This is a genomic window from Paenibacillus marchantiae (assembly GCF_028771845.1).
In the GTDB taxonomy this organism is placed as follows: domain Bacteria; phylum Bacillota; class Bacilli; order Paenibacillales; family Paenibacillaceae; genus Paenibacillus; species Paenibacillus marchantiae.
In genome coordinates, this window is record NZ_CP118270.1 from 3681221 (window position 1) to 3707079 (window position 25859).

At 47.7% G+C, this 25859-nt stretch carries 27 protein-coding genes; 21 read left to right on the forward strand and 6 right to left on the reverse strand.

Annotated features, from left to right (window positions below):
• Positions 1–131: 131 nt before the first annotated feature.
• The 14 genes from rny to PTQ21_RS16935 all read left to right on the forward strand — a co-directional run bounded on the left by rny (position 132) and on the right by PTQ21_RS16935 (position 13992).
• Complete coding sequence (gene rny, locus PTQ21_RS16870; RefSeq protein ID WP_062326115.1) at positions 132–1673, forward strand: ribonuclease Y; 1542 nt, start codon at positions 132–134, stop codon at positions 1671–1673.
• Between the two features lie 161 nt (positions 1674–1834).
• Positions 1835–2629 (forward strand): TIGR00282 family metallophosphoesterase, encoded by a 795-nt coding sequence (locus tag PTQ21_RS16875; protein ID WP_274566424.1) that lies wholly within the window; start codon positions 1835–1837, stop codon positions 2627–2629.
• Between the two features lie 117 nt (positions 2630–2746).
• The gene (locus tag PTQ21_RS16880) at positions 2747–3007 is read left to right on the forward strand and encodes a stage V sporulation protein S (RefSeq protein ID WP_019005392.1); all 261 of its coding nucleotides are present in this window, start codon (positions 2747–2749) and stop codon (positions 3005–3007) included.
• Between the two features lie 92 nt (positions 3008–3099).
• Positions 3100–4065: a dipeptidase gene (locus PTQ21_RS16885; protein WP_063566356.1), complete on the forward strand. Its 966-nt coding sequence runs from the start codon at positions 3100–3102 to the stop codon at positions 4063–4065.
• A 233-nt stretch (positions 4066–4298) separates the two neighbouring features.
• On the forward strand, positions 4299–4871 hold the full coding sequence (gene pduL / locus PTQ21_RS16890) for a phosphate propanoyltransferase (RefSeq protein WP_053783855.1): 573 nt from the start codon (positions 4299–4301) through the stop codon (positions 4869–4871).
• Between the two features lie 308 nt (positions 4872–5179).
• Positions 5180–6736, forward strand: a complete 1557-nt coding sequence (gene miaB, locus PTQ21_RS16895) for a tRNA (N6-isopentenyl adenosine(37)-C2)-methylthiotransferase MiaB (protein WP_072732421.1) — start codon at positions 5180–5182, stop codon at positions 6734–6736.
• 253 nt (positions 6737–6989) lie between these two features.
• Positions 6990–7454, forward strand: a complete 465-nt coding sequence (locus PTQ21_RS16900; protein WP_371129216.1) for a YlbF/YmcA family competence regulator — start codon at positions 6990–6992, stop codon at positions 7452–7454.
• Positions 7455–7699: 245 nt separating this feature from the next.
• Positions 7700–8125 (forward strand): PaaI family thioesterase, encoded by a 426-nt coding sequence (locus tag PTQ21_RS16905; RefSeq protein ID WP_274566425.1) that lies wholly within the window; start codon positions 7700–7702, stop codon positions 8123–8125.
• Between the two features lie 58 nt (positions 8126–8183).
• Positions 8184–8987, forward strand: coding sequence for an NUDIX hydrolase (locus tag PTQ21_RS16910; protein WP_062326181.1), 804 nt, complete (start codon positions 8184–8186; stop codon positions 8985–8987).
• A 64-nt stretch (positions 8988–9051) separates the two neighbouring features.
• Positions 9052–9621: a cysteine hydrolase family protein gene (locus tag PTQ21_RS16915; protein WP_064639032.1), complete on the forward strand. Its 570-nt coding sequence runs from the start codon at positions 9052–9054 to the stop codon at positions 9619–9621.
• 206 nt (positions 9622–9827) lie between these two features.
• Positions 9828–11282: a nicotinate phosphoribosyltransferase gene (locus PTQ21_RS16920; RefSeq protein WP_063566350.1), complete on the forward strand. Its 1455-nt coding sequence runs from the start codon at positions 9828–9830 to the stop codon at positions 11280–11282.
• Positions 11283–11591: 309 nt separating this feature from the next.
• A complete protein-coding gene (locus PTQ21_RS16925; protein ID WP_274566426.1) occupies positions 11592–12242 on the forward strand; it encodes a hypothetical protein in 651 nt (216 codons plus the stop codon).
• A gap of 101 nt (positions 12243–12343) precedes the next feature.
• Positions 12344–13363 carry an oxidoreductase gene (locus tag PTQ21_RS16930; protein WP_274566427.1) on the forward strand — a complete coding sequence of 340 codons (1020 nt, stop codon included), beginning with the start codon at positions 12344–12346 and terminating at the stop codon, positions 13361–13363.
• 95 nt (positions 13364–13458) lie between these two features.
• Positions 13459–13992 carry a hypothetical protein gene (locus tag PTQ21_RS16935; protein WP_161490618.1) on the forward strand — a complete coding sequence of 178 codons (534 nt, stop codon included), beginning with the start codon at positions 13459–13461 and terminating at the stop codon, positions 13990–13992.
• A gap of 41 nt (positions 13993–14033) precedes the next feature.
• Here PTQ21_RS16935 and PTQ21_RS16940 read toward each other — a convergent pair whose 3' ends face one another.
• Positions 14034–14555 (reverse strand): MogA/MoaB family molybdenum cofactor biosynthesis protein, encoded by a 522-nt coding sequence (locus PTQ21_RS16940; RefSeq protein WP_274570517.1) that lies wholly within the window; start codon positions 14553–14555, stop codon positions 14034–14036.
• A gap of 166 nt (positions 14556–14721) precedes the next feature.
• On the opposite strand from PTQ21_RS16940, the gene PTQ21_RS16945 reads away from it, so the two are divergent.
• Together PTQ21_RS16945 and PTQ21_RS16950 are read left to right on the forward strand one after the other, a co-directional pair.
• Positions 14722–15873: a CobW family GTP-binding protein gene (locus PTQ21_RS16945; RefSeq protein ID WP_274566428.1), complete on the forward strand. Its 1152-nt coding sequence runs from the start codon at positions 14722–14724 to the stop codon at positions 15871–15873.
• Positions 15874–15940: 67 nt separating this feature from the next.
• Positions 15941–16276, forward strand: coding sequence for a four-helix bundle copper-binding protein (locus PTQ21_RS16950; RefSeq protein ID WP_079694658.1), 336 nt, complete (start codon positions 15941–15943; stop codon positions 16274–16276).
• 169 nt (positions 16277–16445) lie between these two features.
• Here PTQ21_RS16950 and PTQ21_RS16955 read toward each other — a convergent pair whose 3' ends face one another.
• A complete protein-coding gene (locus PTQ21_RS16955; RefSeq protein WP_274566429.1) occupies positions 16446–16784 on the reverse strand; it encodes a hypothetical protein in 339 nt (112 codons plus the stop codon).
• A gap of 130 nt (positions 16785–16914) precedes the next feature.
• On the opposite strand from PTQ21_RS16955, the gene argS reads away from it, so the two are divergent.
• From argS to PTQ21_RS16980, 5 genes are all read left to right on the forward strand, one after another.
• A complete protein-coding gene (argS, locus tag PTQ21_RS16960; protein ID WP_274566430.1) occupies positions 16915–18654 on the forward strand; it encodes an arginine--tRNA ligase in 1740 nt (579 codons plus the stop codon).
• Positions 18655–18658: 4 nt separating this feature from the next.
• Entirely contained in the window at positions 18659–19702 is a 1044-nt protein-coding gene (locus PTQ21_RS16965; RefSeq protein WP_274566431.1) for an ATP-binding cassette domain-containing protein, read from the forward strand.
• Positions 19699–20409: a hypothetical protein gene (locus PTQ21_RS16970; protein ID WP_274566432.1), complete on the forward strand. Its 711-nt coding sequence runs from the start codon at positions 19699–19701 to the stop codon at positions 20407–20409. The genes PTQ21_RS16965 and PTQ21_RS16970 overlap by 4 nt, the downstream gene beginning before the upstream one ends.
• Positions 20410–20509: 100 nt before the next feature.
• Complete coding sequence (locus tag PTQ21_RS16975; RefSeq protein WP_063566340.1) at positions 20510–21061, forward strand: hypothetical protein; 552 nt, start codon at positions 20510–20512, stop codon at positions 21059–21061.
• Positions 21061–21708 carry a YdcF family protein gene (locus PTQ21_RS16980; protein ID WP_274570518.1) on the forward strand — a complete coding sequence of 216 codons (648 nt, stop codon included), beginning with the start codon at positions 21061–21063 and terminating at the stop codon, positions 21706–21708. The genes PTQ21_RS16975 and PTQ21_RS16980 overlap by 1 nt, the downstream gene beginning before the upstream one ends.
• Before the next feature lie 47 nt (positions 21709–21755).
• Here the strand turns inward: PTQ21_RS16980 and PTQ21_RS16985 are convergent, their stop codons facing one another.
• From PTQ21_RS16985 to PTQ21_RS17000, 4 genes are all read right to left on the reverse strand, one after another.
• Complete coding sequence (locus tag PTQ21_RS16985) at positions 21756–21929, reverse strand: hypothetical protein (RefSeq protein WP_274566433.1); 174 nt, start codon at positions 21927–21929, stop codon at positions 21756–21758.
• A 25-nt stretch (positions 21930–21954) separates the two neighbouring features.
• Positions 21955–22719, reverse strand: coding sequence for a DUF4097 family beta strand repeat-containing protein (locus PTQ21_RS16990; RefSeq protein ID WP_274566434.1), 765 nt, complete (start codon positions 22717–22719; stop codon positions 21955–21957).
• 23 nt (positions 22720–22742) lie between these two features.
• A complete protein-coding gene (locus PTQ21_RS16995; RefSeq protein WP_274566435.1) occupies positions 22743–23426 on the reverse strand; it encodes a TetR/AcrR family transcriptional regulator in 684 nt (227 codons plus the stop codon).
• Positions 23427–23756: 330 nt separating this feature from the next.
• A complete protein-coding gene (locus PTQ21_RS17000; RefSeq protein WP_072732432.1) occupies positions 23757–25847 on the reverse strand; it encodes an ABC transporter ATP-binding protein in 2091 nt (696 codons plus the stop codon).
• Positions 25848–25859: the final 12 nt, after the last annotated feature.

Sequence of the window (25859 nt, forward strand, 5' to 3'; positions counted from 1 at the left end):
CATGTACACTTGAAATGAAAATCGGCGGGGGATCGCCGTGAGTATTCGTTATTCCCAAAAATATGTAAGGCTTGAAAACAACAAATTGACCCAAGGAGTGCCTTGGAGGAACCAACGAGGAGGTGAACAGTATGGACATCGTAATCACGATCGTTCTCGTTGTGGCCGCGCTCGTTATTGGGTTCGGAGTAGGGTATTTTATTCGCAAATCTCTTGCAGAGGCTAAAATCTCCAGTGCGGAACAAGCTGCCGTGCAAATCGTGGAGAACGCGAAGAAAGAGGCAGAGGCACTGAAGAAAGAAACGGTGCTGGAAGCGAAGGACGAAATCCATCGCATTCGCGCCGAAGCTGAAAAAGACACTCGTGAACGTCGGAACGAAATTCAACGACAAGAAAGACGATTGTTGCAAAAAGAAGAGTCGCTGGATAAAAAATTGGAATCACTCGAACGTAAAGAAGAGCAAGTGGCTAACAAAGAGAAACGAATTGATGAGACACAGCAGCAGATCGAGATGATCTACAAAAACCAGGTGACGGAGCTGGAGCGCATATCCAACCTCACTATGGAAGACGCACGCAGTATCATACTGTCCAACGTAGAACAGGAAGTTCGTCATGAGACGGCTCAAATGATCAAGGACATTGAACAGCAAGCGAAGGAGGAAGCGGACAAAAAGTCCCGCGAGATTATTACACTCGCCATCCAACGTTGTGCGGCTGATCACGTAGCGGAGACAACGGTATCCGTTGTTACTTTGCCAAATGAAGAAATGAAAGGCCGGATTATCGGTCGTGAAGGACGTAACATCCGTGCGCTTGAAACCCTTACAGGGATTGACCTCATTATCGATGATACGCCAGAAGCTGTTATTCTGTCGGGCTTTGACCCGATTCGCCGTGAAATCGCCCGTACTGCCCTCGAAAAACTGGTGGCTGATGGACGTATTCACCCGGCACGGATTGAAGAGATGGTGGAGAAATCCCGCAAAGAAGTGGATGAGCGTATCCGTGAATACGGTGAGCAAGCTACCTTTGAAGTGGGCGTGCATGGTCTGCATCCGGACTTGATTAAAATTCTGGGCCGGTTGAAGTTCCGTACAAGCTACGGTCAAAACGTCTTAAAACATTCCATGGAAGTCGCTTATCTGGCTGGATTGATGGCTGGCGAACTCGGAGAAGACGTAACCTTAGCAAGACGTGCAGGTCTATTGCATGACATCGGTAAAGCGCTGGATCACGAAGTGGAAGGATCACACGTCGAAATCGGCGTGGAACTAGCGAAGAAATACAAAGAACATCCGGTTGTAATCAACAGTATCGCGTCCCATCACGGGGATTGCGAAGCGACTTCGGTTATTGCCATGTTGGTTGGCGCAGCAGATGCGCTCTCCGCAGCAAGACCAGGCGCACGCCGCGAAACGCTGGAAACGTATATCAAACGACTGGAGAAGCTGGAAGAGATTTCGGAATCGTTCGAAGGTGTCGAGAAATCGTATGCCATCCAGGCCGGACGCGAAGTTCGCGTTATGGTACAGCCTGAGAAAATCGACGATGCTGAAGCCTTCCGCCTCGCGCGTGACATCACGAAGATGATCGAGAACGAACTTGATTATCCGGGTCACATCAAAGTCACCGTCATCCGGGAAACCCGTGCGGTTGAATACGCAAAATAGAGCATTACGGAAAAGTGGCCGCAGTAGTGGGCCACTTTTCCTTTTGATAGCTTGTTAAAAGGCGTTTAATAAAAAAAATGGTGAGCAAGAGATAGAGGTCCTGCGAAGTTTCGGATGCTTTGAAGTAGGCTGCGCTTGGTAGGGATTAAGGAGGCAGTAAAATGAAAGTTTTGTTTATTGGTGATATTGTGGGGAACGTGGGGCGTAAGGCATTGAAGGAAAACCTTCCCTACCTCAAAACGAAGTATAAGCCACATCTAGTCATAGTAAATGGTGAAAATGCAGCGGCAGGCCGGGGCATTACCGGCGCAATTGCGAATGAATTTTTTAACTGGGGTGTGCATGGTATCACCCTTGGTAACCATACCTGGGACAATAAGGACATATTTGATTTTATAGATGATGAGCCACGTATGATTCGTCCTGCGAACTTCCCGCCGGGAACACCAGGCAGAGGATACACCGTAGTCAAAGGAGAAGGCAAGGAGCTGGCGATTGTCAACCTGCAAGGCCGGACATTCCTGCCTGCTCTGGATTGTCCATTCCGCGTTGCCGATGAAATTGTGGATGAACTGCGTCAAGACCACAAATGTATTCTGGTTGATATGCATGCTGAAGCAACGTCTGAGAAGATTGCTATGGGCTGGCATCTGGATGGACGTGCGTCGCTGGTCGTAGGTACACATACACATGTGCAGAGCAACGATGATCGTATTTTGCCAGGAGGAACAGCTTATTTAACCGATGCCGGTATGGTAGGGCCGCGTGATGGCATATTGGGCATGGAGCGTGAAGCGGTGCTTCGCAAGTTCTACACTCAGCTTCCGGTACGATTTGTTGTGGATGATGGCAAATGGCATTTCCACGGTGTATTTGTGGAGATCGATGAAGCCACAGGTGCTGCAACACGCATTGAGAAAATTCGTCTGATGGAGGACGAGTGGCGTATGGAATAGGGGTATTGTCCCAATTTGCAGGGAAACCCGTCTAAAAAGAAGGAATTTTTTTGCCTCCCGCGAATAACATCTAGTAAGTGGAAACAAACATTCAACATTCCCAGGGAGGTACTTACCATGGAAGTATTAAAAGTTTCAGCAAAGTCCAATCCCAATTCCGTAGCCGGCGCTCTTGCAGGTGTTCTTCGTGAACGTGGAAATGCTGAACTGCAGGCAATTGGAGCGGGAGCACTGAACCAAGCCATTAAAGCGGTAGCGATAGCCCGGGGATTTGTGGCACCAAGTGGAGTTGACTTGATTTGTATTCCAGCTTTTACAGACATTGTGATCGACGGCGAGGACCGAACGGCCATTAAGCTGATTGTGGAGCCCAGATAATACATGCGTTTATGCATTGAACCTGTTTACGAAGTAGACAGGTTTTTTTGCGTTTTATTCCATAACATAACCGTTTAGAAGGAGAGATTGTGATGCACAACTGCCGAGTAGCCGATTTTCATTGTGATGCTTTGAGTAAAATGCTGATGAACCCTAGCCATTCATTTGAAAATGCTTCACAGCTGGATGTGAATCTGGAACGTATGAGAGAAGGTAACATTGGTTTGCAGGCCTTTGCAATCTATTTGCCCGAAGTGCTTGGCAGAGGAAAGTTTGAACATGTGATGGGCCAGTTGGACACCTACCGCAAGCGAGTGGAGATAACCAAAGAACGAGCTGAAGGCACAAATACATTGTTATGGCGAGAACAGCTTACGCAGATCGGGAAAACGGACAGACCATGGGGACTACTTACACTTGAAGGTGTCGATGGACTGGAGGGCAATCTCTTTTATCTGGAGTTATGTTATCAAATGGGTGTGCGGATCGTTGGCCTTACCTGGAACTATGCCAATTGGGCAGCTGATGGTGTACTGGAGAAACGTGGGGCGGGACTTACGGAGAAGGGCAGAGAGCTGGTTCAACTGTGTAACCAAATCGGCATGCTGCTGGATGTATCACATCTGACCGAGAAAGGCTTCTGGGAGCTTGCTGACCTTAGTGAACGTCCTTTTATCGCTTCGCATTCCAACAGTTATGCCATATGCCCGCATGTGCGTAATCTGAAGGATGATCAGATACGGGCCATTATTGCCCGGGAAGGGCGTATTGGGCTGACGTTTGTACCGTGGTTTGTGAAGCAGGAAGGCGAAGTATGTATTGAAGATCTATTGCCTCATATTGAGCAGATATGTTCTCTGGGTGGGGAGCATCATCTGATGATGGGGTCTGATTTTGACGGAATTGCTACGTATATCCATGACCTTGAACATACCGGGCAGTATCCGAAGTTGATAAATACGCTGCTCAAGCACTACGACGAATCACTCGTTCACGGTTGGATGTGGGGCAATGCGATGAGTTATTTAGGAGAAAACTTGCCAAGGGAAAATTTGTAGGTGGAACATGGTAAATCATGATACCGATGGTCGCTGAAGAAAACGAGCTGGAAGGAGTATCCGTCCATGTTCAGATGGATTTACCAAATGCAGGGGATTAATGATTGCAAAATAAGTGTATTTCATGAATTTTCAGCAGTTCGTTTTCATTTCACTTCAAAAAGGGGTATAATACCATAGGATTGTTAAGAGCCTGGCTACAGGCCATAGATAAACAAGGAGTGAAATTCACAATGAGCAAAACAGTACCTGTGGGCGTATCTGCCCGTCACATTCATGTATCTCAAGAGCACGTTGAAATTTTGTTTGGTAAAGGCTACGAATTGACCGAGTTTAAACCTCTGTCCCAACCAGGACAATATGCTGCTAACGAAACAGTAGCGGTTATTGGTTCGAAAGGACAGTTTGATAAAGTGCGTATCCTTGGACCTGTTCGTCCGGAAACACAACTGGAAATCTCGATGACAGATTCTTTCGCTATTGGTGTTAAGGCACCTGTTCGTGAATCCGGAAGCATCGAAGGTACTCCAGGTATTACGATTAAAGGACCTGCTGGCGAAGTTACGATCGATAAAGGTGTTATCGTTGCTGCTCGTCACATCCACTTCCATACTTCTGATGCTGCTAAATGGGGCATTGAGGACAAACAATTGCTGAAAGTTCGTCTGGGTGGAGATCGTGGTCTGGTACTGGAAAATGTACTGGCTCGTGTATCGGATTCCTTTGCACTGGACATGCATATTGATACGGATGAAGCTAATGCAGCTGGCGCTCGTAACGGCGATACTGCTGAAATCATCGACTAATCACATGGAACAATCTTCAGCCGTGATCTTGGCGGTTTGAATGAACGTATAAACCTGAGTAAATCCACAGCGTCGCTACATTCGACCTGAGGATAGCTCAGGTTTTTGTGTATTTTCGGGCTGTTTAGCAGACCTGCGCAGATTTCGGGATAGGCGAAGGGGTAGCGGCTTTGGATGTGGAACTACAGCCCAATTCATGTTATAATTTGCTGTAATGCTCTTTTGATGTATAAAGCGTGCAAATCACGTGAAACAAGATGAAATAACGATTTTTTATTAATAGAGGCTGTAAGGAGTGACCGAAGGAAATGGCTAAAGACTCAAAAAAGGATTACTCCCAATATTTTGATTTCTCCGATGCCAAAGTAATTTCGCAAGATGAATTCAGCAAAAAGATAAGAATCCGGGGCCGGGAGATTAACATCAAATCCGAACCTAATCATCGTCAGGAGAAACAACGGGGCAAGGAAGACGTTCAGGTGCTTTACGAAACAGCCGTACCCGATGAACTGAAAAACGTGGGGGAAGGCAAACACTATATCGTATATACGTATGGATGCCAGATGAACGAACATGATTCGGAGACCATCAAAGGATTGCTTGAATCGATGGGCTATCAGGCTACCGAGGATCGCAAAGAGGCAGATATCATTCTGTTAAACACATGTGCGATTCGAGAAAATGCGGAAGATAAAGTGTTTGGTGAGCTGGGCCATCTGAAAACCCTGAAAACCGAACGTCCAGGTTTGTTACTGGGTGTGTGTGGCTGTATGTCGCAGGAAGAAGGCGTCGTGAACCGGATCATGCAGAAGCATGGTTTTGTGGATATGATTTTTGGTACACACAACGTACATCGGCTGCCACACCTGATTCAAGAAGCGCTGTTCAGTAAAGAAATGGTTGTTGAGGTATGGTCCAAGGAAGGCGACATCATTGAGAACCTACCGAAAAAACGTGAGGGCATGCGCGGCTGGGTGAACATTATGTATGGTTGCGACAAGTTCTGTACATATTGCATCGTCCCGTTCACACGGGGGAAAGAGCGCAGTCGACGTCCAGAAGATGTTATTGCCGAAGTTCGTGAACTGGCAAGACAAGGCTTCAAGGAAATCACGCTGCTCGGCCAGAACGTTAATGCTTATGGCAAAGACTTCACGGATCTGAAGTATAGCTTCGGTGACCTGATGGATGATATCCGCAAAATCGATATTCCACGGGTTCGGTTTACAACCAGTCATCCACGTGACTTCGATGATCATCTGATTGAGGTGCTTGCGAAGGGCGGGAACCTGGTGGAACATATCCATCTGCCTGTGCAGTCTGGTAGCACGGAAGTGCTGAAACGTATGAGCCGCAAGTACAGTCGGGAACACTACCTGAAGCTTGCTGACAAAATTAAAACTGCAATTCCAGATGTCGTGTTAACCACTGATATTATCGTTGGTTTCCCGGGGGAGACGGAAGAGCAGTTCGAAGATACGCTGTCACTGGTCAAGGAAGTTGGCTACGATTTTGCCTACACATTCATCTACTCTCCGCGTGAAGGTACACCTGCTGCGGTGATGGAGGATAACGTGCCGATGGACGTGAAGAAGGAACGTTTGAAACGCTTGAACGAGACGATCAACGCATACAGCCATAGCAGCAATGAAAAGCAGCGCGGCAAGGTTGTTGAAGTGCTGGTCGAAGGTGAGAGCAAACGGAATTCCAATGTTCTGGCAGGACGTACACGCAGCAACAAGCTGGTGCACTTTGAAGGACCTAAAGAATTGATCGGTACTTTTGTACATGTAGAAATCACCGATCCAATGACTTTCTATATTCGGGGCAACCTGCTCTCAGAGCCAGTAGCCGCCAATCAGTAATACACAAACCTAATAAGATGAATGTCTTTTTGCACTTGGCGGGTTACGGTCCAGCGTAGCGAAGGTGACGGAATCGATTCTATAGAAGCGAAGCGTTCGCCTTTGTCTCCAAATTTTATCCACAGACTATTACAATCAGAAAAATTTGGAGACAACAGCGATCGAAAGAACGATCCGTAACCGCAGCGGTCACTCAAGCAGTTAACTAAGCTTAGTGCAACATCGAGTAGTTCATCTTATATCATCTCATAGAATGGAGCGATTTCGAGTGGCGCAGGAAGAAGTGCAGTACAACCCTTATGGAATGCCTACCTACGATACGCGCGATCTGGTTATACGCGACGACATTATGGGAAAAGCCAAAGAATTGGCTGATATGCTTGGAACGAGCGAGGAAGTTAAACAGTTCCAACAGGCTGAGTCCAAAATTCGCGATCATGAGCGCATCCAACAATTGATTGCAACGATTAAGAAGAAACAAAAGGAAATCGTTGCTTTTGAAAGCTTCAAAAATGCAGACATGGTCAGCAAAATTGAACAGGAAATTGAGGATCTGCAGGCAGAGTTGGACGGCATTCCACTCGTTACGGAATTCCAGCAAAGTCAAAGCGATATCAATTATTTGCTTCAGCTTGTTATTTCTGTAATTCGGGATACCGTCTCCGAGAAAGTGAACGTGGAGGCAGGTACGGATTCACCTCCGACCAGCTGCGGGTAAGTGAACGGAAGGGTGCGGACGCAGTCCGCGCCTTTTTTGATCATCTCAGACTCCACGTGGTGGGGTTATTTTGTGTGGTGGCCTGATCAAGACAACTTCACTGGATAAGACCTGTTCCGTAAGAGCAGGCTTAATATAATAACGAAGCACTTTAGATCAACTACGAAAAGAACCAATGCTGGTAAAATCATCAACAACATACATCATGGGCTTTATACTTAAAGTGCACTAAAGGGGAAATCAATATGGGTATTTTGGACAAAATGGTTGCAGAAGGAAATGGAAAATTTTGGGGCTTTCTCGGTTGTCGGTTTATTAAAGGTGACGGAGAAGAAGTACAGATCGCGCTGACAGCGGGCGAACATCACACCAACTCCATGGGGATTATTCATGGTGGAGTGCTGACGTCCCTGATGGATCAGGCGATGGGCATGGTAGCTACAGCGGCAATGGCAGTAGACAGTTGTGTGACCACCAATCTGAATGTTCATTTCTTGGCACCTATGAAACAAGGGGAATTAATCGTGACATCAACGATCCTTCATCAAGCGGGGCGTAGTGTGACGGCACAATCTGAGGTCCGGGATGCATCTGGAACGTTGGGATGTATGGCAACAGCTACATTCCGTATAGCGCGAGTAAAAGCGCAAAACACGGAATCTCAAGGTTGACAAAAGATATTATTATGTCATAATGAAAATATCAAAATGAGAATAGTCGGTGGTGCCCATGAGCGAAAACTACGAACAATTCAATGCTGAAAGCGATGAACAGGCAGCACGTGCCTATAGTTCCAAGAAATATCGTACACCCGATGGTGTTCCTGCGGATATCGTCATGTTTACCTTGACCAAGCGGGAACGCAAGACGGTAACCAAGACACTCCCAATCCGGGAGTTGAAGGTCATGCTGATCAAACGCAAAGGTTGGCCTTTTGCGGGAAGATGGGCGTTGCCCGGTGGATTTTGTCAGGAAAATGAATCCATCTATGGTGCTGCAAAGCGCGAGTTGATGGAAGAGACAGGTGTGGACGGCGGACATCTGGAGTATTTGAATGTATATAGTCAGCCTGGGCGTGACCCCAGAGGATGGATTATCTCACATGCTTTTTTTGCACTGGTAGAGGAATGGATGTTGGAACACCGTCAGGCTGCAGATGATGCTGAGGATGTTGGATTATTTACGATTCAGGAAGCTTTGCAAGAGCTCGAGCTTGCCTTTGATCACCGGACGATTATAGAAGATGCGTACCGGCGTATTCAACAGCAAATGCTGGAAACGACGATTGCACGACAGTTCCTGCCTCGTGATTTTACACTAAGCGAGTTATACCAAGTAATTCAGAGTGTTGTACCTGACTTTGAAGAACCGAATTTCATTCGGAAGATCACTTCTACACGTAGCCGCAAAGGCATTGTGGAAGAGGTTCGGGATGAGGAGGGCAACCTGCTAAGCTCCAATCAATATTCACAGCGTCCGGCCCAGCTATACCGTTTTACGGAGCTTGTACCTCGTCTTTCCATCTATACTTAATTCGCAAGCGAATCATGATGGATTGAATCAGGATCAACCTATTCTCAAAAAGGGAGTGTGGACGATGAAAGCACTGATTGTAATCGATTTTACACGTGATTTTGTGACAGGTTCGTTGCCTGTAGGCCAGCCTGCTGTGGAGATTGAGGAGACGATCGCAGCTATAACGGAGGCTTATTGCAATAACAAGCATGAGGTTGTTATGGCCGTGGACTTGCATGAAGAGAATGATCCTTACCATCCGGAAACTGCTCTTTTTCCTCCCCATAACATTAGAGGTACGGAGGGAAGACAGCTTTATGGTCGTCTAGCCCAGGTTATGGAAGAACGGGAATCTCAGATTCGATGGATGGATAAAACAAGATACAGCGCATTCTGCGGTACAGATCTGGAGTTGCGCCTGCGTGAACGTGGAATAACAGACATTGCACTGATCGGTGTATGTACGGATATTTGCGTACTGCACACGGCAGTGGATGCTTATAATAAAGGTTTTCACATAACGGTATATGAAGACGCCGTGGCGAGCTTCAATCAAGCGGGACATGATTGGGCGCTTGGACATTTTCGTTCCAGTCTTGGGGCCCAGGTGGTCAAAGCGAGCGATACCGTTCTCGCAGGCTTGAACCTGTAACTGAACCTGTGATCATATCCATCATATTCTGTTGGTTGAACAAGTGTTATGTTGCTGGGGAATATGGTGAATAGGAATAAACCGGAGACTTATGCAATGGTACGTAACCAGAATCATGAATCATGAGCAATGAGTCTCCACATGTTGACCCGTGTCTGCAAGGCTAGACCTGCCGACACAAGCGGAAGTCAGAGAGGATGAGACAAATGCAGACGACTAGCCTGGCTTTACATACGGATAAATATCAAATCAATATGATGTACGCCCACTGGGTGAATGGAACTCACAAACGGAAAGCGGTGTTTGAAGCCTATTTCCGCAAGCTTCCTTTTGGCAACGGATATGCCGTATTTGCCGGATTGGAACGCATTGTGAATTATATCAGCCAGCTTCGGTTTACGATGGAGGACATCAAATATTTATCTAAACAAGAGGAAAATTACGATCCGGTCTTTCTGGAAGAGTTGCTCCAGTTTTCATTTCAGGGGACGATTCATTCCATGAAGGAAGGGGCGCTCGTTTTCCCTGATGAACCGCTCATTCGGGTAGAAGGCTCCATTATGGAGACACAACTGGTGGAGACGGCGATACTTAACTTCATGAATTATCAGACGTTAATTGCAACGAAGGCTTCCCGGATCAAACAGGTGGCAAGTCAGGACACGTTGCTCGAATTCGGAACACGACGTGCCCAGGAAGCGGATGCGGCCATTTGGGGGGCGCGTGCCTCGTATGTGGCAGGATTCCATGCAACGTCTAATATGCTGGCTGGAGAGCGCTTTGGAATTCCGACAGCAGGGACACATGCCCATTCCTGGGTGCAGAGTTTTATGAGTGAGCAGGAGGCGTTTGACGTCTATGCCAAAGTGCTGCCAGATCAAGTGACACTGCTGGTGGATACTTTTGATACATTGAACAGTGGTGTTCCTCATGCAATCAAGACTGCCAAGAAGCTGGAGAGTCAGGGCAAAAAGATGAACGCTATTCGTCTGGATAGCGGGGACCTTGCGTATCTATCCATTCAAGCTCGGCAGATGCTGGACGATGCCGGACTGGATTACGTCAAGATTGTAGCTTCCAACGATTTGGATGAAAATACAATTTTCAACCTTAAGGCGCAAGGAGCTCGCATCGATACATGGGGAGTGGGCACACAGCTAATTACCGCTTCCGACCAACCTTCTTTGGGTGGCGTGTACAAATTGGTGGAGCGTGAAGTGGATGGTGCCATGCTGCCTACGATCAAAATTTCGGCCAATCCCGAAAAAGTCTCCACACCAGGTAAAAAAGAAGTCTTCCGGATCATTGATCCGAAACATGGCAAGGCGATTGCAGATTATATCTGCTATCCAGGAGAAGAGCAGCCGCTACAGGGCGGGCCGCTCAAGCTGTTCAACCCGCTACACCCTTATCTGAAAAAGACGGTAACCCGCTACGAAGCAGTGAACATGCTGGAACCGATCTTTGTGAATGGGCGCAAAGTGTATGAGCTGCCTACCCTGGATGAAATTCGAAGTTATCACCGCGAGCAGATGGATCTCTTCTGGCCGGAATATCTGCGGAAACTCAATCCTGAGATTTACCGCGTAAATATCAGCCCTGCGGCCTGGAATATGAAGCAGAAGCTCATTGCTGAGCACGTGCAATCCACCGAAGAATAAATCAAATAAAGGGGCATAACCGGAAGGACGTAGACCGGGTTATGCCTTTTTGGTTTCTTCTTTCTTGCTGATTGTCCCGCATGACGAATGGATGGTGTGTGAAACATCATGGACAGACAGTTCTTGAACTGCGGTATACTATACCTTCAACGGACGCAGGTTTACAGGGAAATGAAGCCATTATTTCTCGGGAAAGCGCAGGAGACGTCAAATACTGCATCTTTCCGAGCGTGCCTTTCGACAGGATCTGTTTCTATGGCTGTTTCAATTGCGTATCTGCCGGGGATGAATGAAAGAGGAGGTGCAACCATGAAATGGATTTTGGCACTGACCTGGCTGGCTTTCATTGCGTACGCCTGGATTTGGGTACCTGGGCAGCCTCTTGGGAGTGACCCTGTGTTTAAAGAGCTGGTCACACTGCAAAGCAAAGAACCCTGGCTACTAACGGTATTTTCGTGGCTTGGGATTTATCCGGCTATTTTCGCTTGCCTGCTGTTAAGGAGGTCAGGGAGGAAAGCGAGAGGATCTGATGTACCGGCGTGGCCTTTTGTGTTGCTGTCTTTTGGTTTGGGAGCCTTTGCGCTGCTGCCTTATTTTGCGTGGTCCTCGCAAACACACAGAGGTTCGGGATACGAACGCCTCTCCTTTGGTAGTCAGCGTGAATCGGGTATTGGACGTGTGGCAGCTCATAAGCTGACCCATGTGGTTCTGCTGCTGCTTACATTGGGCACAGGCTTCTATGCAGTGACTCAAGGCAATCCTGATGTATACATGGAAGCGTTCAGGGAGTCTTCCTTTGTACATATTATGACAATTGATTTCGTCATCCTAACTTTGCTTTCCGTGATCGCATTGTTCAGGGATGCTTTTGACAATCGTCGTTCTCGCGGGTGGGCAGTTGCAGGGGTGATCCCATTGATAGGTCCGCTCATTTATTTGATGACCAGCCGGAGAGATTGAGTTCGACGGATGTCGCCCTTATACTTGTTTAAATTGAATGCGAACAATTCATGATATGAATAGAAAAATAAGTAAATTTATAACTGAGGAGAGGATAACGAATGAAGAATACTTTTCCTGCCTATGTCGTGCGTAAAGAAGAACAGGGTGGCGTGAAGGCTGCTATGGAGCAGCTGACGAAAGAGGACTTGCCTAATGGTGACGTAACCCTACAGGTTCAATACTCAAGCGTCAATTTTAAAGATGGTCTCGCCACAACTGAAAAGGGCGGTGTGGTTCGCGAATATCCGATCGTACCGGGGATCGATCTTGCAGGGATTGTAGAGGAATCCGTGAGCGGTCGGTTTGCACCGGGGGATCGGGTGATCAGCACAGGCTTCGAACCGGGCGTTTCTCATTTTGGAGGGTACAGTCAATATGCGCGTCTGCGCAGCGAATGGCTTGTTCCTCTGCCGCATGGACTCAGTGAGAAGGAAGCGATGGCAATTGGAACGGCAGGGTTCACTGCGGCACTTTCGGTAGATGCTTTGTTGCGGGCTGGAGTGACTCCGGAGATGGGCAATATTCTGGTGACCGGAGCAACCGGAGGAGTAGGGAGTATGGCAGTAGCTATTCTGGCGAAGCTGGGATTTGAAGTGACAGCAAGTACAGGCAAAAAAGATCAACAGGAGCAGCTGCTTCGAAATCTGGGTGCCTCACACGTCATTTCACGCGAAGAAGCGGATGCGCCAGCCAAGGGAGCAATGGGCAAACAGCTCTGGGCAGGTGTAATTGATCCGGCAGCAGGTCCGGCACTGGCGGAACGTCTGAAACAGATTCAATACGGAGGCGCTGTCGCCGTATCAGGCTTAACCGGAGGGGCTGCATTCGAGTCCACCGTATTTCCGTTTATTTTGCGGGGGATTCAATTGATTGGGATTGATTCAGTCTATTGCCCGATGGAACGGCGGGAACGGATATGGAAGCTGCTTGGCGGAGAATGGAAGCCGGATCGGGCGCTGGAGCTGGTGATTCAGGAAATCTCATGGGTACAACTGCCTCAGACACTCGAAACGATCCTCAAGGGCGGTGCTGTAGGTCGTACGGTAGTTAATACGATGTCCGATACGCCTGCCGAATAAGATCCTTTTCTCCTAGACATGCTAACTCTACCTGAGAGCGTCACCGTGCATGTGGCGGGAAAGGAAGGATGAGTATGCGTGTTAACAGAAAAGGATTGCACTATAGATCTGGACGTGTGAAGTCTGTCTTGGTCAGTATGGTCGTGGTGCTATGTACAATATCGGTAGTAGCGTGTTCAGCATCGAATGTGGAGCAGGAACGGAAAATATATACCCGACAAGCGACAGATGAAGGAAATGTTCGGGCAAAGAGTCAGGGTCACGGGTTAAATGGTCCATTAATTCAGGAGCTGGATGAAGCTTTTGCTGCAAAAGGCATAAAGTTAATGAATAATATGTCCGCTGATGATGGTGAGGACGGAATCTCTTATATGTACCTGCTGAATGGAAGTGGCAGACATATTGTAAAGGTCCATATTTTCAGTGATGCCCCTACAAGAGTAGCCCGGATGAACGAAATGTACGGTAATGATGGCGATGAGGCTGTGATGGAAAATGTACTTGGCAAAACAACGATTCGCAGCAAAGACTACGTGTCACTGGTCTATACGGCTTCAGGTGGAGAAAAGGACGATTATGAAGAAGACGTCATGCAGATATTCCAGCATGTGCTTGAGCAACTGAAGTAATCGACTCCACTAAAATAAATCTGATAAACCCGTCTGATTATTCAGACGGGTTTATATATTTCACGCATGACATGCCTCAGTTCAGGCAAAATGAGTTTATTCATTGCCAGCTTGACAGCTCCCTTGGAGCCTGGCATGGAGAATACGGCTGTACGCCCGATGGTTCCTGCTACTGCGCGGCTAAGAATGGCAGCAGAACTGATATCCTCGGTATAGCTGAGGAAGCGGAAGATTTCTCCAAACCCCGGCAGCTCCTTATCGAGTAGTGAAGACACTGCCTCGTATGTTGTATCTCGGGGTGCAATTCCGGTCCCACCGCTGAGCAGCACGGCTTCGATATCGTCACGAACGGCTGCATCCTGCAGGATGCTTCGAATGGTTTCAGTTTCATCCGGTGTAATGATATATTCGACGATCTGGTAGCCTGAATCGGTCAGCAGCTTATGCATAAGTTGTCCGCTTGTATCAGTGTCCTTGGTACGGGTATCTGAAACGGTTACAATCATACAGGATACCGTGTCAGGGGCTTCCTGACGATGTTGTTCCACTGAATTGGTCATAATACATCCTCCTCCAATCAACATGTTCTCATAGCATAGACCATTCAGTAGAATGAGGCAATGGACATGCAAATAGAAGGCCAGGATTGCGCAAAGATTGCAGGATAGTGTACACTCGCTAGGATAGAGATAGACCAGTTCCATTGGATAAATAGAGAGGTGAACAACGATGAGTGAATTAAAAACAAATGAATCATCCATACCTGTATATATATTGTCAGGCTTTTTGGGCAGTGGCAAAACGACACTGCTTGTTCAACTGATTGAACATTGGCAGCAACAAGGTCTCCGGCCCGCCGTTGTCATGAATGAATTGGGTGAAGTCAATCTGGATGGTCAGATTGTGGATGCTTCCGTGCCCATGACGGAAATGTTAGGAGGATGCATTTGCTGTACCGTGCGCGGTGACTTGGGGCTGCAACTTGCTGATCTTGTGCAGGAGGAATCGCCTGATGTCATTATCATCGAAGCAACAGGAGCAGCCAACCCGATGGAGATTCTGGATGCAGTAACGGAAACATCCCTCTATATGCGACTTGAACTGAGAAGCCTGATTACTGTAGTAGATGCCGCGCATCTGTCAGGGCTGTACCAGGAGCAGAAGGGACAAACCTTCAAGCTGATGCAGGAGCAGATTCGCTGTGCGTCTGTAATTCTCCTGAATAAAACGGACCGGGTGAATCAGCAGCAGTTGGCAGATCTGCAGGACCTTTTGGCACGCTGGAACGGTTTTGCTCCGGTTCTGCCTACGGTGAAGTGTGAAGTCGATATGGATGTGCTGCTTCGTAGCGGAGACAATGTGCATGCCTATCAATCTGTTGAGGAGACGAGTAAACACGCGGAGAAGGAACATCACGTGCATTCCGAGGCTTGCGCAGAGCATGGGTGCAACCACGATGATGGACATGAACATCATGAGCATGTGGATCATGATCACGAAGAACATCAACATTCTCAGGGGAATGACCATGAACCTCCTCATGACCACAACCATAGTCATAATCATGCCCATCCCCATCCCCATGCTTCGCATGAACATGTCATGGTATATACACACTATTTCACCCAGCCGGTGAACAGTGAGGCTTTTGAGCGCTTGATAGCTGAGTTACCACGCGACGTGTACCGGGCAAAAGGGATTTTATCTTTTAGCGATACGTCCAGCCGGTTCTGGTTCCAATATGCTTACCGGGAATCGGATTATATGAAGATCACACCTCAAGGGGATGTGCCTAACGTCGCTGTGTTTATAGGTGAACATTTCGATCAGTCGGTCATTCGCAACCAATTGCTGGAATTAGAGGCGGCAAATCAGGTTTAATGATTCAAGGTTCCTCCAGACGGGGTATTAAGAAGCATAGCAAACTTAGTCTGGGAGGTAACTATAAATGACACAACAACAATATCAACAATGTATCGATGCTTGCCTGGAGTGTATGAATGCTTGCAACGTATGTTACATATCGAGTCTGAAAGAATATGATCTGGCGATGCTGCGCGATTGCATTCGTTTGGATCGGGAATGTGCAGAGATCTGCAATTTTGCTGCTCAATCCATGACACGTGGAAGTGATTTCATCGCCGAAATTTGCGAACTATGTGTGAAAGCATGTGAAGCTTGTGCTGCTGAGTGTGGCAAACATCAACATGATCACTGCCAGGCTTGCGCAGAAGCTTGCCGCAAATGTGCAGAGACTTGCCGCATGATGGCCGCAGTAGCGTAAATATAACTCGATTGAATTTAATTTGATTGAAAATAAAAAGCCCGGGCAATCTGCAAAGATGCCAGGCTAATCCCCTCACAGAAGACAACGTAATAAGACATCCGATAAGATGTACTTCAACGTTGTCTGCTGGAGGGGATTTTTTATGTATATAGCATAGTAACATTCTTCACCATCGCAGGCGAGAACTTCTATCGCCAGCAGGCTCTCCATTGGGAAATGCATGTAACAGGTTGCCAAAGCAGAGCTTGATCTGTATAATGATGGCAAAGAATTGAAACGATGAATATCCGTGATCGGGAGAGTAGCCAGAATCCATGCATAACAGCGAGCCGGGGCAGGTGGAAGCCGGTATGACATGACCTGAGTGAAGCGCACCCGTGAGATGGTTGTCCGAAGGCATGTTTACATCCTTGAGAGGGTGTAGAGCATGGACTAGAGGGCAATCCGGCAGGCGACCGTTAATCGCAACGAGCGGAGCACGCTGTGAATGTACTAAGATGTACATTTGCTGCAGGCTCACCTAGAGTGGTACCGCGGGAACTGTGAAGATCAGCTCTCGTCTCTGATATAGAGACGAGGGCTTTTTTTGTTTTCTATAGCATGGCTAAATACGATAATGACTAGGAGTGTTCGACATGTTGATGAATCAGGCAGCAGCACAACTTGCTCCGTTAACGGGATTGAAGCAAGACGAGGTGTTGAGATTACTGGAGGTTCCACCACAGGCGGAGATGGGAGATGCGGCTTTTCCTTGCTTTATTCTGGCCAAGTCGTTGAAAAAAGCACCCGCGGTTATCGCCGCGGATATCGCAGCCGAATTACAGACCGTTGGGCTGGATGCTTCGCCAGCAGGACCCTATGTAAACATACGTTTCAATCGGGAAGATCTGGCGCCGAAGCTGCTGCAAGAACTGGGACATAAAACATTTGGCAAGCTGCAGCTGGGGGCAGGTGCACGCGTCGTGATCGACATGTCGTCGCCTAACATTGCCAAGCCGTTCGGAATCGGTCATCTGCGCTCCACCGTGATTGGGGCAGCATTGTATCGGTTATATAACGAGGCAGGCTATACTTCGGTCAGTGTGAATCATCTGGGGGATTGGGGAACGCAATTCGGCAAGCAGATTGCAGCCTACAAACGTTGGGGTAATGATGAAGCGCTACAGGCTGCGCCAATTCGTACCTCATTGGAGCTGTATGTGCGTTTTCACGATGAGGCGGAGAATGATCCATCTCTGGAAATCGAGGCACGAGATTGGTTCCGCAAGCTGGAGCAAGGGGATGAAGAGGCGCAGCGGTTATGGACCTTTTTTGTAGAAGTGAGCATGAAAGAATTCAATCGGATGTATGAGCGTCTGAATGTACAGTTTGACTATACGCTGGGTGAGAGCTTTTATAACGACAAGATGGGTGCAATAGTTGAAGAACTGAAAGCAAAAGGATTGCTCGAAGAGAGCGAAGGCGCATTGGTGGTACGTTTGGAGGAGGAGAATATGCCACCTTGCCTGATTATCAAAACCGATGGAACAACCATCTATCCAACACGGGATTTGGCAACAGCCGTTTATCGTCATGATGTGATGAAGGCAGATAAAATGCTGTATGTAGTCGGGGGAGAGCAGAAGCTTCATTTCCGTCAGGTCTTTGCGGTATTATCCCGGATGGGGTATGCATGGTCTGAGATTTGTGAACATATTCCGTTTGGCTTGATGCGTTTCGAAGGACGGAAGATGTCTACCCGCCGGGGAAAAGTTGTCTTTTTGCAGGAGGTACTGGACGAGGCGGTTGCTCGGGCATTACAGATTATTCAAGAGAAAAATCCAAATCTGCCGAATTCGCAGGAGGTTGCGGAAGCGGTTGGTGTAGGTGCGATTGTATTCGGAGATCTGCGCAATAACCGGTTGAACGACGTCGATTTCTCGCTCGAAGATGCGGTGAGCTTTGAAGGCGAGACAGGACCTTATGTGCAATACACACATGCCCGGATTAACAGTGTGCTTGCGAAGGCAGCAGAGGCGGGGCATGTGGAAAATGAAAATCAATTAGAGAATGTTCCTAGCAGTGTTAGTAACAATGCTGCGGCCAACACTCAGAATAAGCCGGTCATGGTCGGTGACACTTCATGGGCATTGCTGAAACTGCTGGCGGATTATCCGCAGTATCTGGAAAAAGCAATTCATCGCAACGAGCCTTCGGTCATTGCCAAGTATGCGATAGATGTTGCCCAAGCGTTCAACCGCTTTTACCATGCGGAACGAATTGCGGATGCGCCGGCTGACGTCAAACCCTTCCGGGTGGCGTTAACAGAGCGTACGGCGGAGCGTCTTGCCTACAGCCTATATTTACTGGGCGTTCAGGCCCCTGAACGGATGTGACTCTATGGGATGGAGGACAAGTAGATTATTCGATAAAGCAGGAAAAGCAACAGCAGACTTAAACGGACGAATCATATCGCTACAACAGGTGAGCAAACGACTTGGGGATGTGCAGGTATTGAATGATATCAATCTGGAAGTAGGTCAGGGTGAATGTATCGTCCTGGTGGGCAGGAATGGCTCAGGCAAAAGCACGTTGCTGCGTGTGCTGGCGGGTATGTTACTGCCTGACTCAGGCTCGCTGCGCAAGCCCAGGCATGGACGGATTATGTATGCACTGGATGGACTGTCACGCCTGCCCTTCACATCAAGAGAGTACCTGTGGGAAATGGGACGTATTCGAGGCATGCGCCCTGAAATATTGCGACAACGGATAGGCGAATTGAGTGAGCTGTTATTCGTGGGCACGGCGCTGGATCAGAACCTGCCTCAGTTATCCAAAGGTACTTTGCAGAAGGTGAATTTGATTCAGGCTTTGCTGCCTGGACCTGATGGGTTATTGCTGCTTGATGAACCATTGTCCGGTCTGGACGTTCCGGCACAGGAAGCAATTGTAGCTTTGCTCAGACAGTGGAAAAAGGAAGGAAGCCAGATCGTTACAGCTTGCCATGAGCCATTGCTGATAGAACGTCTCGCAGATCAGGTCATCGTGTTACAGAAGGGAACGGTGCTGCGTCGCTGGAGTCAGGAAGATTTGCAGCAAGCTGGTGAGCCCGCTGTGAGTATCCAAAGTGTGATGGAAGGGCTGGAACAATCCGTTATCAAATCGCTGCTTGTTGATCAACCGGGAATCATTGCATGCCATCGCGGCATGGTTCGTCAGGATTATGGTCGAGAAGTATGGGATTGGAAGGTGTCTCGCAGTTCGGCAGATCGGATTATTGGAATGATTCTGGCAGCTGGCGGTTCCATTGTGTCTGTACAGCCGGAAGAGAGCCGATTAAATATGGAAGGATTGATGGAGGGGCGGCACCCGGGTGAGGTTATAAGCAGGGAAGTTGCTGAGAACCTTTCCTCCATATCTACGGCAGGAGGCGACCTCCAATGATCTACTTGACTCGTTATTTGTTAAAACATTACATACGTTCACAGAAATATGTTGCGCCGGTGATCTTTTATATCATTACGATGCTGCTTATCTATTCCTACAAACCTAATCCGGTTGCGGACAGTTATAGCGTTACGGCCATGCTGCTCTTTTTTGGTGCGGCCTGGCTGGGCTTGACGGTATTGAATACGGAACCTGCGGGGCAGTATCAATTGCTTGTTCTGCATGCAGGAAGCAAACGCAAGGTTGTCTTCGCACAACTGATCTGTGCGTTGACCATGCAGTTCGGCCTGACTGCAATTACCGTGTTATATCCGGTTGTTACGGGCATGTTTGGGAGGCTACCGAGTACTGGAGAGTGGATCATGGCTTGGGCCGGACATTTGGCGTTGTCGCTCTTGGGGCTGGGGCTCAGTGTTTTCTTCCAAAAATCATACATTCCCATGCTGAGCCGCAGCATGCCTCCTTTCATTGTGATGATGTTATTATCGTTTGTCCAAGGTTCATTAAGCGGACGTTTGCCTGAATCCATACAGTGGGTTGTCAAGATTCTGCCTCCGGCATTTTATTTAGTGCGTGAGATGATGTTATTTGAAGAATCGAAGTTAGGGGCTGTTGTTCTGACAACAGTGTGGGCTATACTCTATGCCATAGTTCTACTCATCATTCATATATGGTTATCGGGAAGAAGGGATATACGGAGTTAGAGGCTATTATTCCACTTAACTTGAATGTTGGTCCATGTTTCGTTACCATAGAGGGACGTTAGAATGGAATGTATTGTACGGAGATAAAGGGGGCTCGCTTATGCAAAAGACAGACATGCAGCATGGTGACATGCTGGACAGCGAACACTCCAGAGAATTGTTTGCATATTATGGATTGGCTGTATATTATGGACAGGCGCTTGAACAGCAACTGGTCAATCTGATTTTATTAATGAAAATGTCCCAGGGCAAAGTTGTTTCCGAAGAAGATCTGGAAGATCTGTACGAACGGAAGATGAGCAGTTCACTCGGACAACTCATTCATGAGGTGCGTCATCATTTTACTTTTTCGGAGGAAGAGACTCGTCAGTTGAATGAACTATGGAAGCAGCGTAATAGCATTGTACATCACTATTTTAAGGAACGAATTCATGAGACATTCAGTCCTGAAGGACGATCACGTATGATCAAGGAGCTGGAAGATTTCAAAGACCGTGCACAGGAACTGGAGATTAGTCTTCAGCAGTACACAGGTGCCTGGATTGCAGAGCTGGGGCTGGATGCTGAATCCGCGGCAGCGCTGCAGACACTCGAACGTATGCATGCAGAGAGCATGCACGCCCGGGCACTGGAAGAGGATGAATCATTGTGATGGAAGGCAAGTCCCGGATACGTAAAATAAAAAGCAGACACTGGCTTGTAATCTCCATTGCATCGCTAGTACTGATAGGAGTCATATGGACAATAACTACAGCATCGCTCATCTGGGCCTACACCGATGAGGAATCATCCAGACAGAGTGATGCAGCCATTATCCTTGGTGCAGCCGTAGAAGGGGACAACCCATCACCCGTATTTCGCGAACGTATTGAGCATGCCATTTTATTATATCGCCAGGGGACGATCAGCCACCTGCTCTTTACTGGTGGTTCTGGCAGTGCAGGAGAGCGTGCCGAAGCCGAAGTAGGACGAGATTATGCTGTTGCACATGGTGTAGATCCGGCAGATATTCAAATGGAGACGGAGTCGAGAATTACGGAGGAGAATCTGGTGAACTCGCTTAGCGTTGGGAAACAGGCAGGGTTTCGCACCTACACCATTGTAAGTGACCCGCTACATATGAAACGGGCGATGAAGCTCGCTAGCGGACTCGGCATGGATGCCGTCCCGTCCCCAACACGAACGACGGCTTACCAGACCTGGCGCAGCCAATTTCCTTTTCTGGCAAGAGAAACAATATTATATATGGGATATATGGTCAAAGGATGGATAGACAATCCGCAGCAGCACGGAAAGTGACTGGTCTGCGCGATTGTCTTTTTTTTGCGTATGTTGACCCGACGTTTCTATGTTCCGGGATAATTAATCGCTGCACTAACCAGTGCAGCCACCCCAAAACCGATGAACCACCAAGGCCAGCGCCGATGATTGTTTTTACGTATATCGATGAACAAACTGATGATCCCCGCAAGTAATACCACGGTAGCCAAGCTGCTGCCAACAATCCAGCCGATGCTCATATGTTTACCTCCTCTATATGGAATGTTAAGAAGAGCTCCCTATGGTGAGCTTCCCACCTCTGACCTCTGCTTGAAATGGATAAATACCGTTACGATACGTATGTTGATTATGATTGGATTGAAGCGGGAGATCACTGTTGAATCGCCCCCCAGTCTGCTTGAAGTCTAACTTGAATCCATCGTTTTCTGCTGGGATTCGCACTTCAACGTTACAACCTGTGGAGCGACTATCCAGAGATTGAAGCATCGTTGAGGAGTGAATAGTGAGTTGGCTGCCTGTCACTTTGGATTGAATATGGGTGAACTGACCGGATAACTGAACAGGTGAAGAAGTGGATTGCAGTTGCATATGTTCTGCATGGAGGTCTGTTGCTGTCACCCGACTGCCCACGGATCGTAGACGGATATGCTGGGCATGGCCAGTTAAGGTGAGCTTGCCGGATGTACAGTCACAATCCCATTGTTCCGAAGAAACGTTATCTACAAGAAAGTGGGAACCAACTCCGTTGATCGATAACCTTTTCAAGACCGCAGGCGGCAGTACAATGTGGAGCGATGTGCGGTGAAAGTTAATGCCCAGCGGAAAAGCTTGTTTTCGTCCATCGATCAGATGTAATAAACCGTGGCTGACGTTAGCTTCAAAACATCGAGTTCTTGGAAAACGAGCGGAGCCCCATTGAGTAACACGAATAACCGCTTCTGTACCTTGGCTGATATGCACTTCGCCTTGCATCCATTCCAGAGAAAGGGCGAGAAGGGGTTCTTCGGACAACCATTCTTTGCAAATCATATGTCTATTAGGTTTCAAAATGGTTATCCCTCATTTCTGTCATCCTCTTCATCCAGAATAGGATAAGCGCCCATCGTAGCATGTTGGTCTAGAATACGTTCAATTAGCGATTCACTCACAATATCGGCACCAAGCATGTTCATCAACCGCTGTAAAAAATAAAGACGTTGCTTCGTTTCGGTCGAATTGCGGTCAAACAGTGTTGGATTAATCCATATATTGACCAGCATCATGAATACTTCTGCACAAGCTTCGGGATCTTCGGTATGGATAGATCCATCTGTAATGCCTTCACGCAAAATCGCTGCAATCACCGGTGCATCGATTCGCACGGCTTGTTGAATCCCTCGTACAATGAACACTGGATTTTTGATCTGGGCTCGAAGTACGCGATCCAAGGAATGAGCCTGTTGATCAGAGACGACATGCTCCAAAATCTGAACTAACTTGTCTCGTGCTGGGGTGGTCGTTGTATTTGTAACTAAGTGATCCAGCATTTGAGCCGTATAGTTGAACTGTTGCTCCATGACCGCCTCCAGTATTTCCTCTTTGGATCTAAAGTGATGATACACAGCTCCCTTGGACATGCCTAGGGTAACAATGATGTCCTGGATACTCGTCTTTTCAAATCCTTTATCTGTGAACAACTGCGCAGCGACGTTCAGAATCTGCTGTACCGTCTGCTCAGGGTGCTTGTTTCTGGCCATAATAACCTCCTTATATTTTAGATACCGACCGTTGGTATGTATAATACAGAGAGATGTTTCCATTGTCAATAAGAGGAAATCAGAAGGAGTGAATACACGAAGGAAGTTTATATCGATCAAATCTTGAGTTTATTGAGAAAAGGTAAGATCAAGAAAAGATAAATAAGCGCGGAGAAAAGTAAAGTGGGACCAGAGTAAAGTAGATTGAGCAACCAACCTTGTTTCGGATTTTGCGTCATGGACAAAATAAAACCGATCTGCCGCAGACCAAGAGGTCCGCGGGCATATCGGTTGGTTGTTGAAGTGTATTTACATTTATTCCTGTTTTACTTACACGCTGCCTCCAGCAAAGGAAGAAGTGGTTCGAATGGCCTCGCCCAGTGGGTTGTTTCCATTCGTATCCGGTGCTGCTTGAGCACCTTGCTGTAACTGATACATCTGATAATAGCGACCTTTAAGTTCCATCAATTCATCATGAGCACCTTGTTCAACGATCCGTCCGCGATGCAGAACCAGAATCTGGTCTGCTGAACGAATGGTGGACAGACGGTGGGCAATGATGAAAGTGGTCCGTCCTTTTTTGAGGACTTCGAGTGCATTTTGAATCAATGCTTCCGTTTCCGTATCAATGTTCGCTGTAGCTTCATCGAGAATCAGGATGGCTGGATCGAATGCCAGTGCACGAGCGAAGGAGATCAATTGCCGTTGTCCGGCAGATAATGTGCTTCCTTTTTCGATAACCGGCTCGTCGAATCCTTGCGGTAGATGGGCGAGAATTCGCTCAGCACCTACATCGCGCAGCGCCTGTTCAATCTGTGCACGAGTAATCTGCTCATCCCCGAGACTGACATTGGAAGCAACGGTACCCGTGAATAGGTACGGATCTTGCAGTACAATGCCCATATGTTCGCGAATCCACTGTTTAGGCAGATCCTTCACGTTCTGACCATCAATCGTGATCTTGCCCTTCTGTGGATCATAGAACCGGAACAGCAGGTTGATGATCGAGCTTTTACCGGAACCGGTATGGCCCACTAGGGCGACCGTTTGACCTTGTGATGCTTTGAACGAGATGTTATTCAGCACATAATCTTTTTTATAAGCAAAGGATACATCGTCAAACACGACATTTCCTTTGTATCTCGGCATTGAGCCATCGGTTACCGGTTCACCTTTCTCATCCATCAGTTCAAATACACGTCCGGCCGATACCATAGAGGAGTCCAGGTTCGCGAGTTGGTTCACCATACCTGTAATTGGCTGGAACAAACGTCCGAGAACGTCAACGAATGCATACAGCACACCCAGTGAGATGATACTCGTACCGTCCAGCACACTGGAACCGAAGTACCACAGAACAACTGCAAAAGCGATATTCCGCAGGACGTTAACCAGGTTGTGTGAGGTGAAAGCGTTCAGGTTAAGCATTTTATTCTGGTGTTTCATATAATCATCATTCAGATCCTCGAACTCCTGCTTGGTCTGTTTCTGATGACGGAATACCCGGATAATGGACATCCCTTGAATGGACTCGTTAATAATCGCATTAATCTCGCTCAGACGTGAACGAATAATCGTATTGTAACGAGTGGCGATTTTACGATAAAGCACAATCCACAGAACCAGCATCGGCACAACGAACAGCGAGATCAATCCGAGGCGGAAATCCAGCAGGAAAAGCGCAATGTACACTCCAGTAATCGTAATGATGCCTGAGAAAAAGTTCGAAAGAACCGCAACGAACAGATCCTTGACGGCTTCGGTATCGTTGGTAACCCGAGAGACCACTTTACCTGCGGGCAGGTTATCGAAAAAGTGTACCGGCAATCGCTGGATATGTGCATACACATCGTTACGAAGTCTTTGGATGACTTTGTTGGCAGATGATTGCAGCCAGTATGTTTTACCAAACTCCATAATGACTGAGATAACAAGGAAGATCATGTAATACACAATCAGTTGATAGATGCTTGGCATTTCCGGTTTGTAAAAGGCAAAGAGTTCACCAGCGGATAAAGGCACCGCCGCATATTGACCCGTCACTTCGCCTGCGCGTGTAACTGTCAGTGTTCCGTCAGCGTAGGTTCGATCTCCATCGGGGGCACTTACGGATTCATTCACAAAATAAAAACTTCTACCGGCTTGCAGTACGCGTACCTCGGTACCTTTCGTTTCATCCGGTTCAAACCGGCCTTCACGTTTGTAGTTCTTTCCATTGTAGACCGCCGCTTCGCTTGAAGCTGTAGTCTCATAGAAAGGTTGCTCAATAGCGAGCAAATGATTATCGATCATGGACTTGGCGATGAAAGGGCCGGCAAGTTCAGCCGCAACTCCAATCGTAAGCATAATTAAAGCGGCAATAAACGTACCTTTGGCTTTTAGGGCGTATTGAAGCAGCCGTTTGCCTGTATTAGACTTCAAAGCGTTGACCTC

Bases quoted from the DNA above. Each gene is read 5' to 3' on its own strand.
- PTQ21_RS16925 (WP_274566426.1), top strand. From the start codon at position 11,592: ATGAAATGGATTTTGGCACTGACCTGGCTGGCTTTCATTGCGTACGCC.
- PTQ21_RS16975 (WP_063566340.1), top strand. From the start codon at position 20,510: ATGCAAAAGACAGACATGCAGCATGGTGACATGCTGGACAGCGAACAC.
- PTQ21_RS16915 (WP_064639032.1), top strand. From the start codon at position 9,052: ATGAAAGCACTGATTGTAATCGATTTTACACGTGATTTTGTGACAGGT.
- PTQ21_RS16910 (WP_062326181.1), top strand. From the start codon at position 8,184: ATGAGCGAAAACTACGAACAATTCAATGCTGAAAGCGATGAACAGGCA.
- PTQ21_RS16955 (WP_274566429.1), bottom strand. From the start codon at position 16,784: ATGTACATCTTAGTACATTCACAGCGTGCTCCGCTCGTTGCGATTAAC.
- PTQ21_RS16950 (WP_079694658.1), top strand. From the start codon at position 15,941: ATGACACAACAACAATATCAACAATGTATCGATGCTTGCCTGGAGTGT.
- PTQ21_RS16980 (WP_274570518.1), top strand. From the start codon at position 21,061: ATGGAAGGCAAGTCCCGGATACGTAAAATAAAAAGCAGACACTGGCTT.
- PTQ21_RS16965 (WP_274566431.1), top strand. From the start codon at position 18,659: ATGGGATGGAGGACAAGTAGATTATTCGATAAAGCAGGAAAAGCAACA.
- rny (WP_062326115.1), top strand. From the start codon at position 132: ATGGACATCGTAATCACGATCGTTCTCGTTGTGGCCGCGCTCGTTATT.
- PTQ21_RS16945 (WP_274566428.1), top strand. From the start codon at position 14,722: ATGAGTGAATTAAAAACAAATGAATCATCCATACCTGTATATATATTG.
- PTQ21_RS16990 (WP_274566434.1), bottom strand. From the start codon at position 22,719: ATGATTTGCAAAGAATGGTTGTCCGAAGAACCCCTTCTCGCCCTTTCT.
- PTQ21_RS16880 (WP_019005392.1), top strand. From the start codon at position 2,747: ATGGAAGTATTAAAAGTTTCAGCAAAGTCCAATCCCAATTCCGTAGCC.
- argS (WP_274566430.1), top strand. From the start codon at position 16,915: ATGTTGATGAATCAGGCAGCAGCACAACTTGCTCCGTTAACGGGATTG.
- PTQ21_RS16930 (WP_274566427.1), top strand. From the start codon at position 12,344: ATGAAGAATACTTTTCCTGCCTATGTCGTGCGTAAAGAAGAACAGGGT.
- PTQ21_RS16875 (WP_274566424.1), top strand. From the start codon at position 1,835: ATGAAAGTTTTGTTTATTGGTGATATTGTGGGGAACGTGGGGCGTAAG.
- PTQ21_RS16900 (WP_371129216.1), top strand. From the start codon at position 6,990: ATGGAGCGATTTCGAGTGGCGCAGGAAGAAGTGCAGTACAACCCTTAT.
- PTQ21_RS16970 (WP_274566432.1), top strand. From the start codon at position 19,699: ATGATCTACTTGACTCGTTATTTGTTAAAACATTACATACGTTCACAG.
- PTQ21_RS16985 (WP_274566433.1), bottom strand. From the start codon at position 21,929: ATGAGCATCGGCTGGATTGTTGGCAGCAGCTTGGCTACCGTGGTATTA.
- PTQ21_RS16920 (WP_063566350.1), top strand. From the start codon at position 9,828: ATGCAGACGACTAGCCTGGCTTTACATACGGATAAATATCAAATCAAT.
- PTQ21_RS16905 (WP_274566425.1), top strand. From the start codon at position 7,700: ATGGGTATTTTGGACAAAATGGTTGCAGAAGGAAATGGAAAATTTTGG.
- miaB (WP_072732421.1), top strand. From the start codon at position 5,180: ATGGCTAAAGACTCAAAAAAGGATTACTCCCAATATTTTGATTTCTCC.
- pduL (WP_053783855.1), top strand. From the start codon at position 4,299: ATGAGCAAAACAGTACCTGTGGGCGTATCTGCCCGTCACATTCATGTA.
- PTQ21_RS16995 (WP_274566435.1), bottom strand. From the start codon at position 23,426: ATGGCCAGAAACAAGCACCCTGAGCAGACGGTACAGCAGATTCTGAAC.
- PTQ21_RS16885 (WP_063566356.1), top strand. From the start codon at position 3,100: ATGCACAACTGCCGAGTAGCCGATTTTCATTGTGATGCTTTGAGTAAA.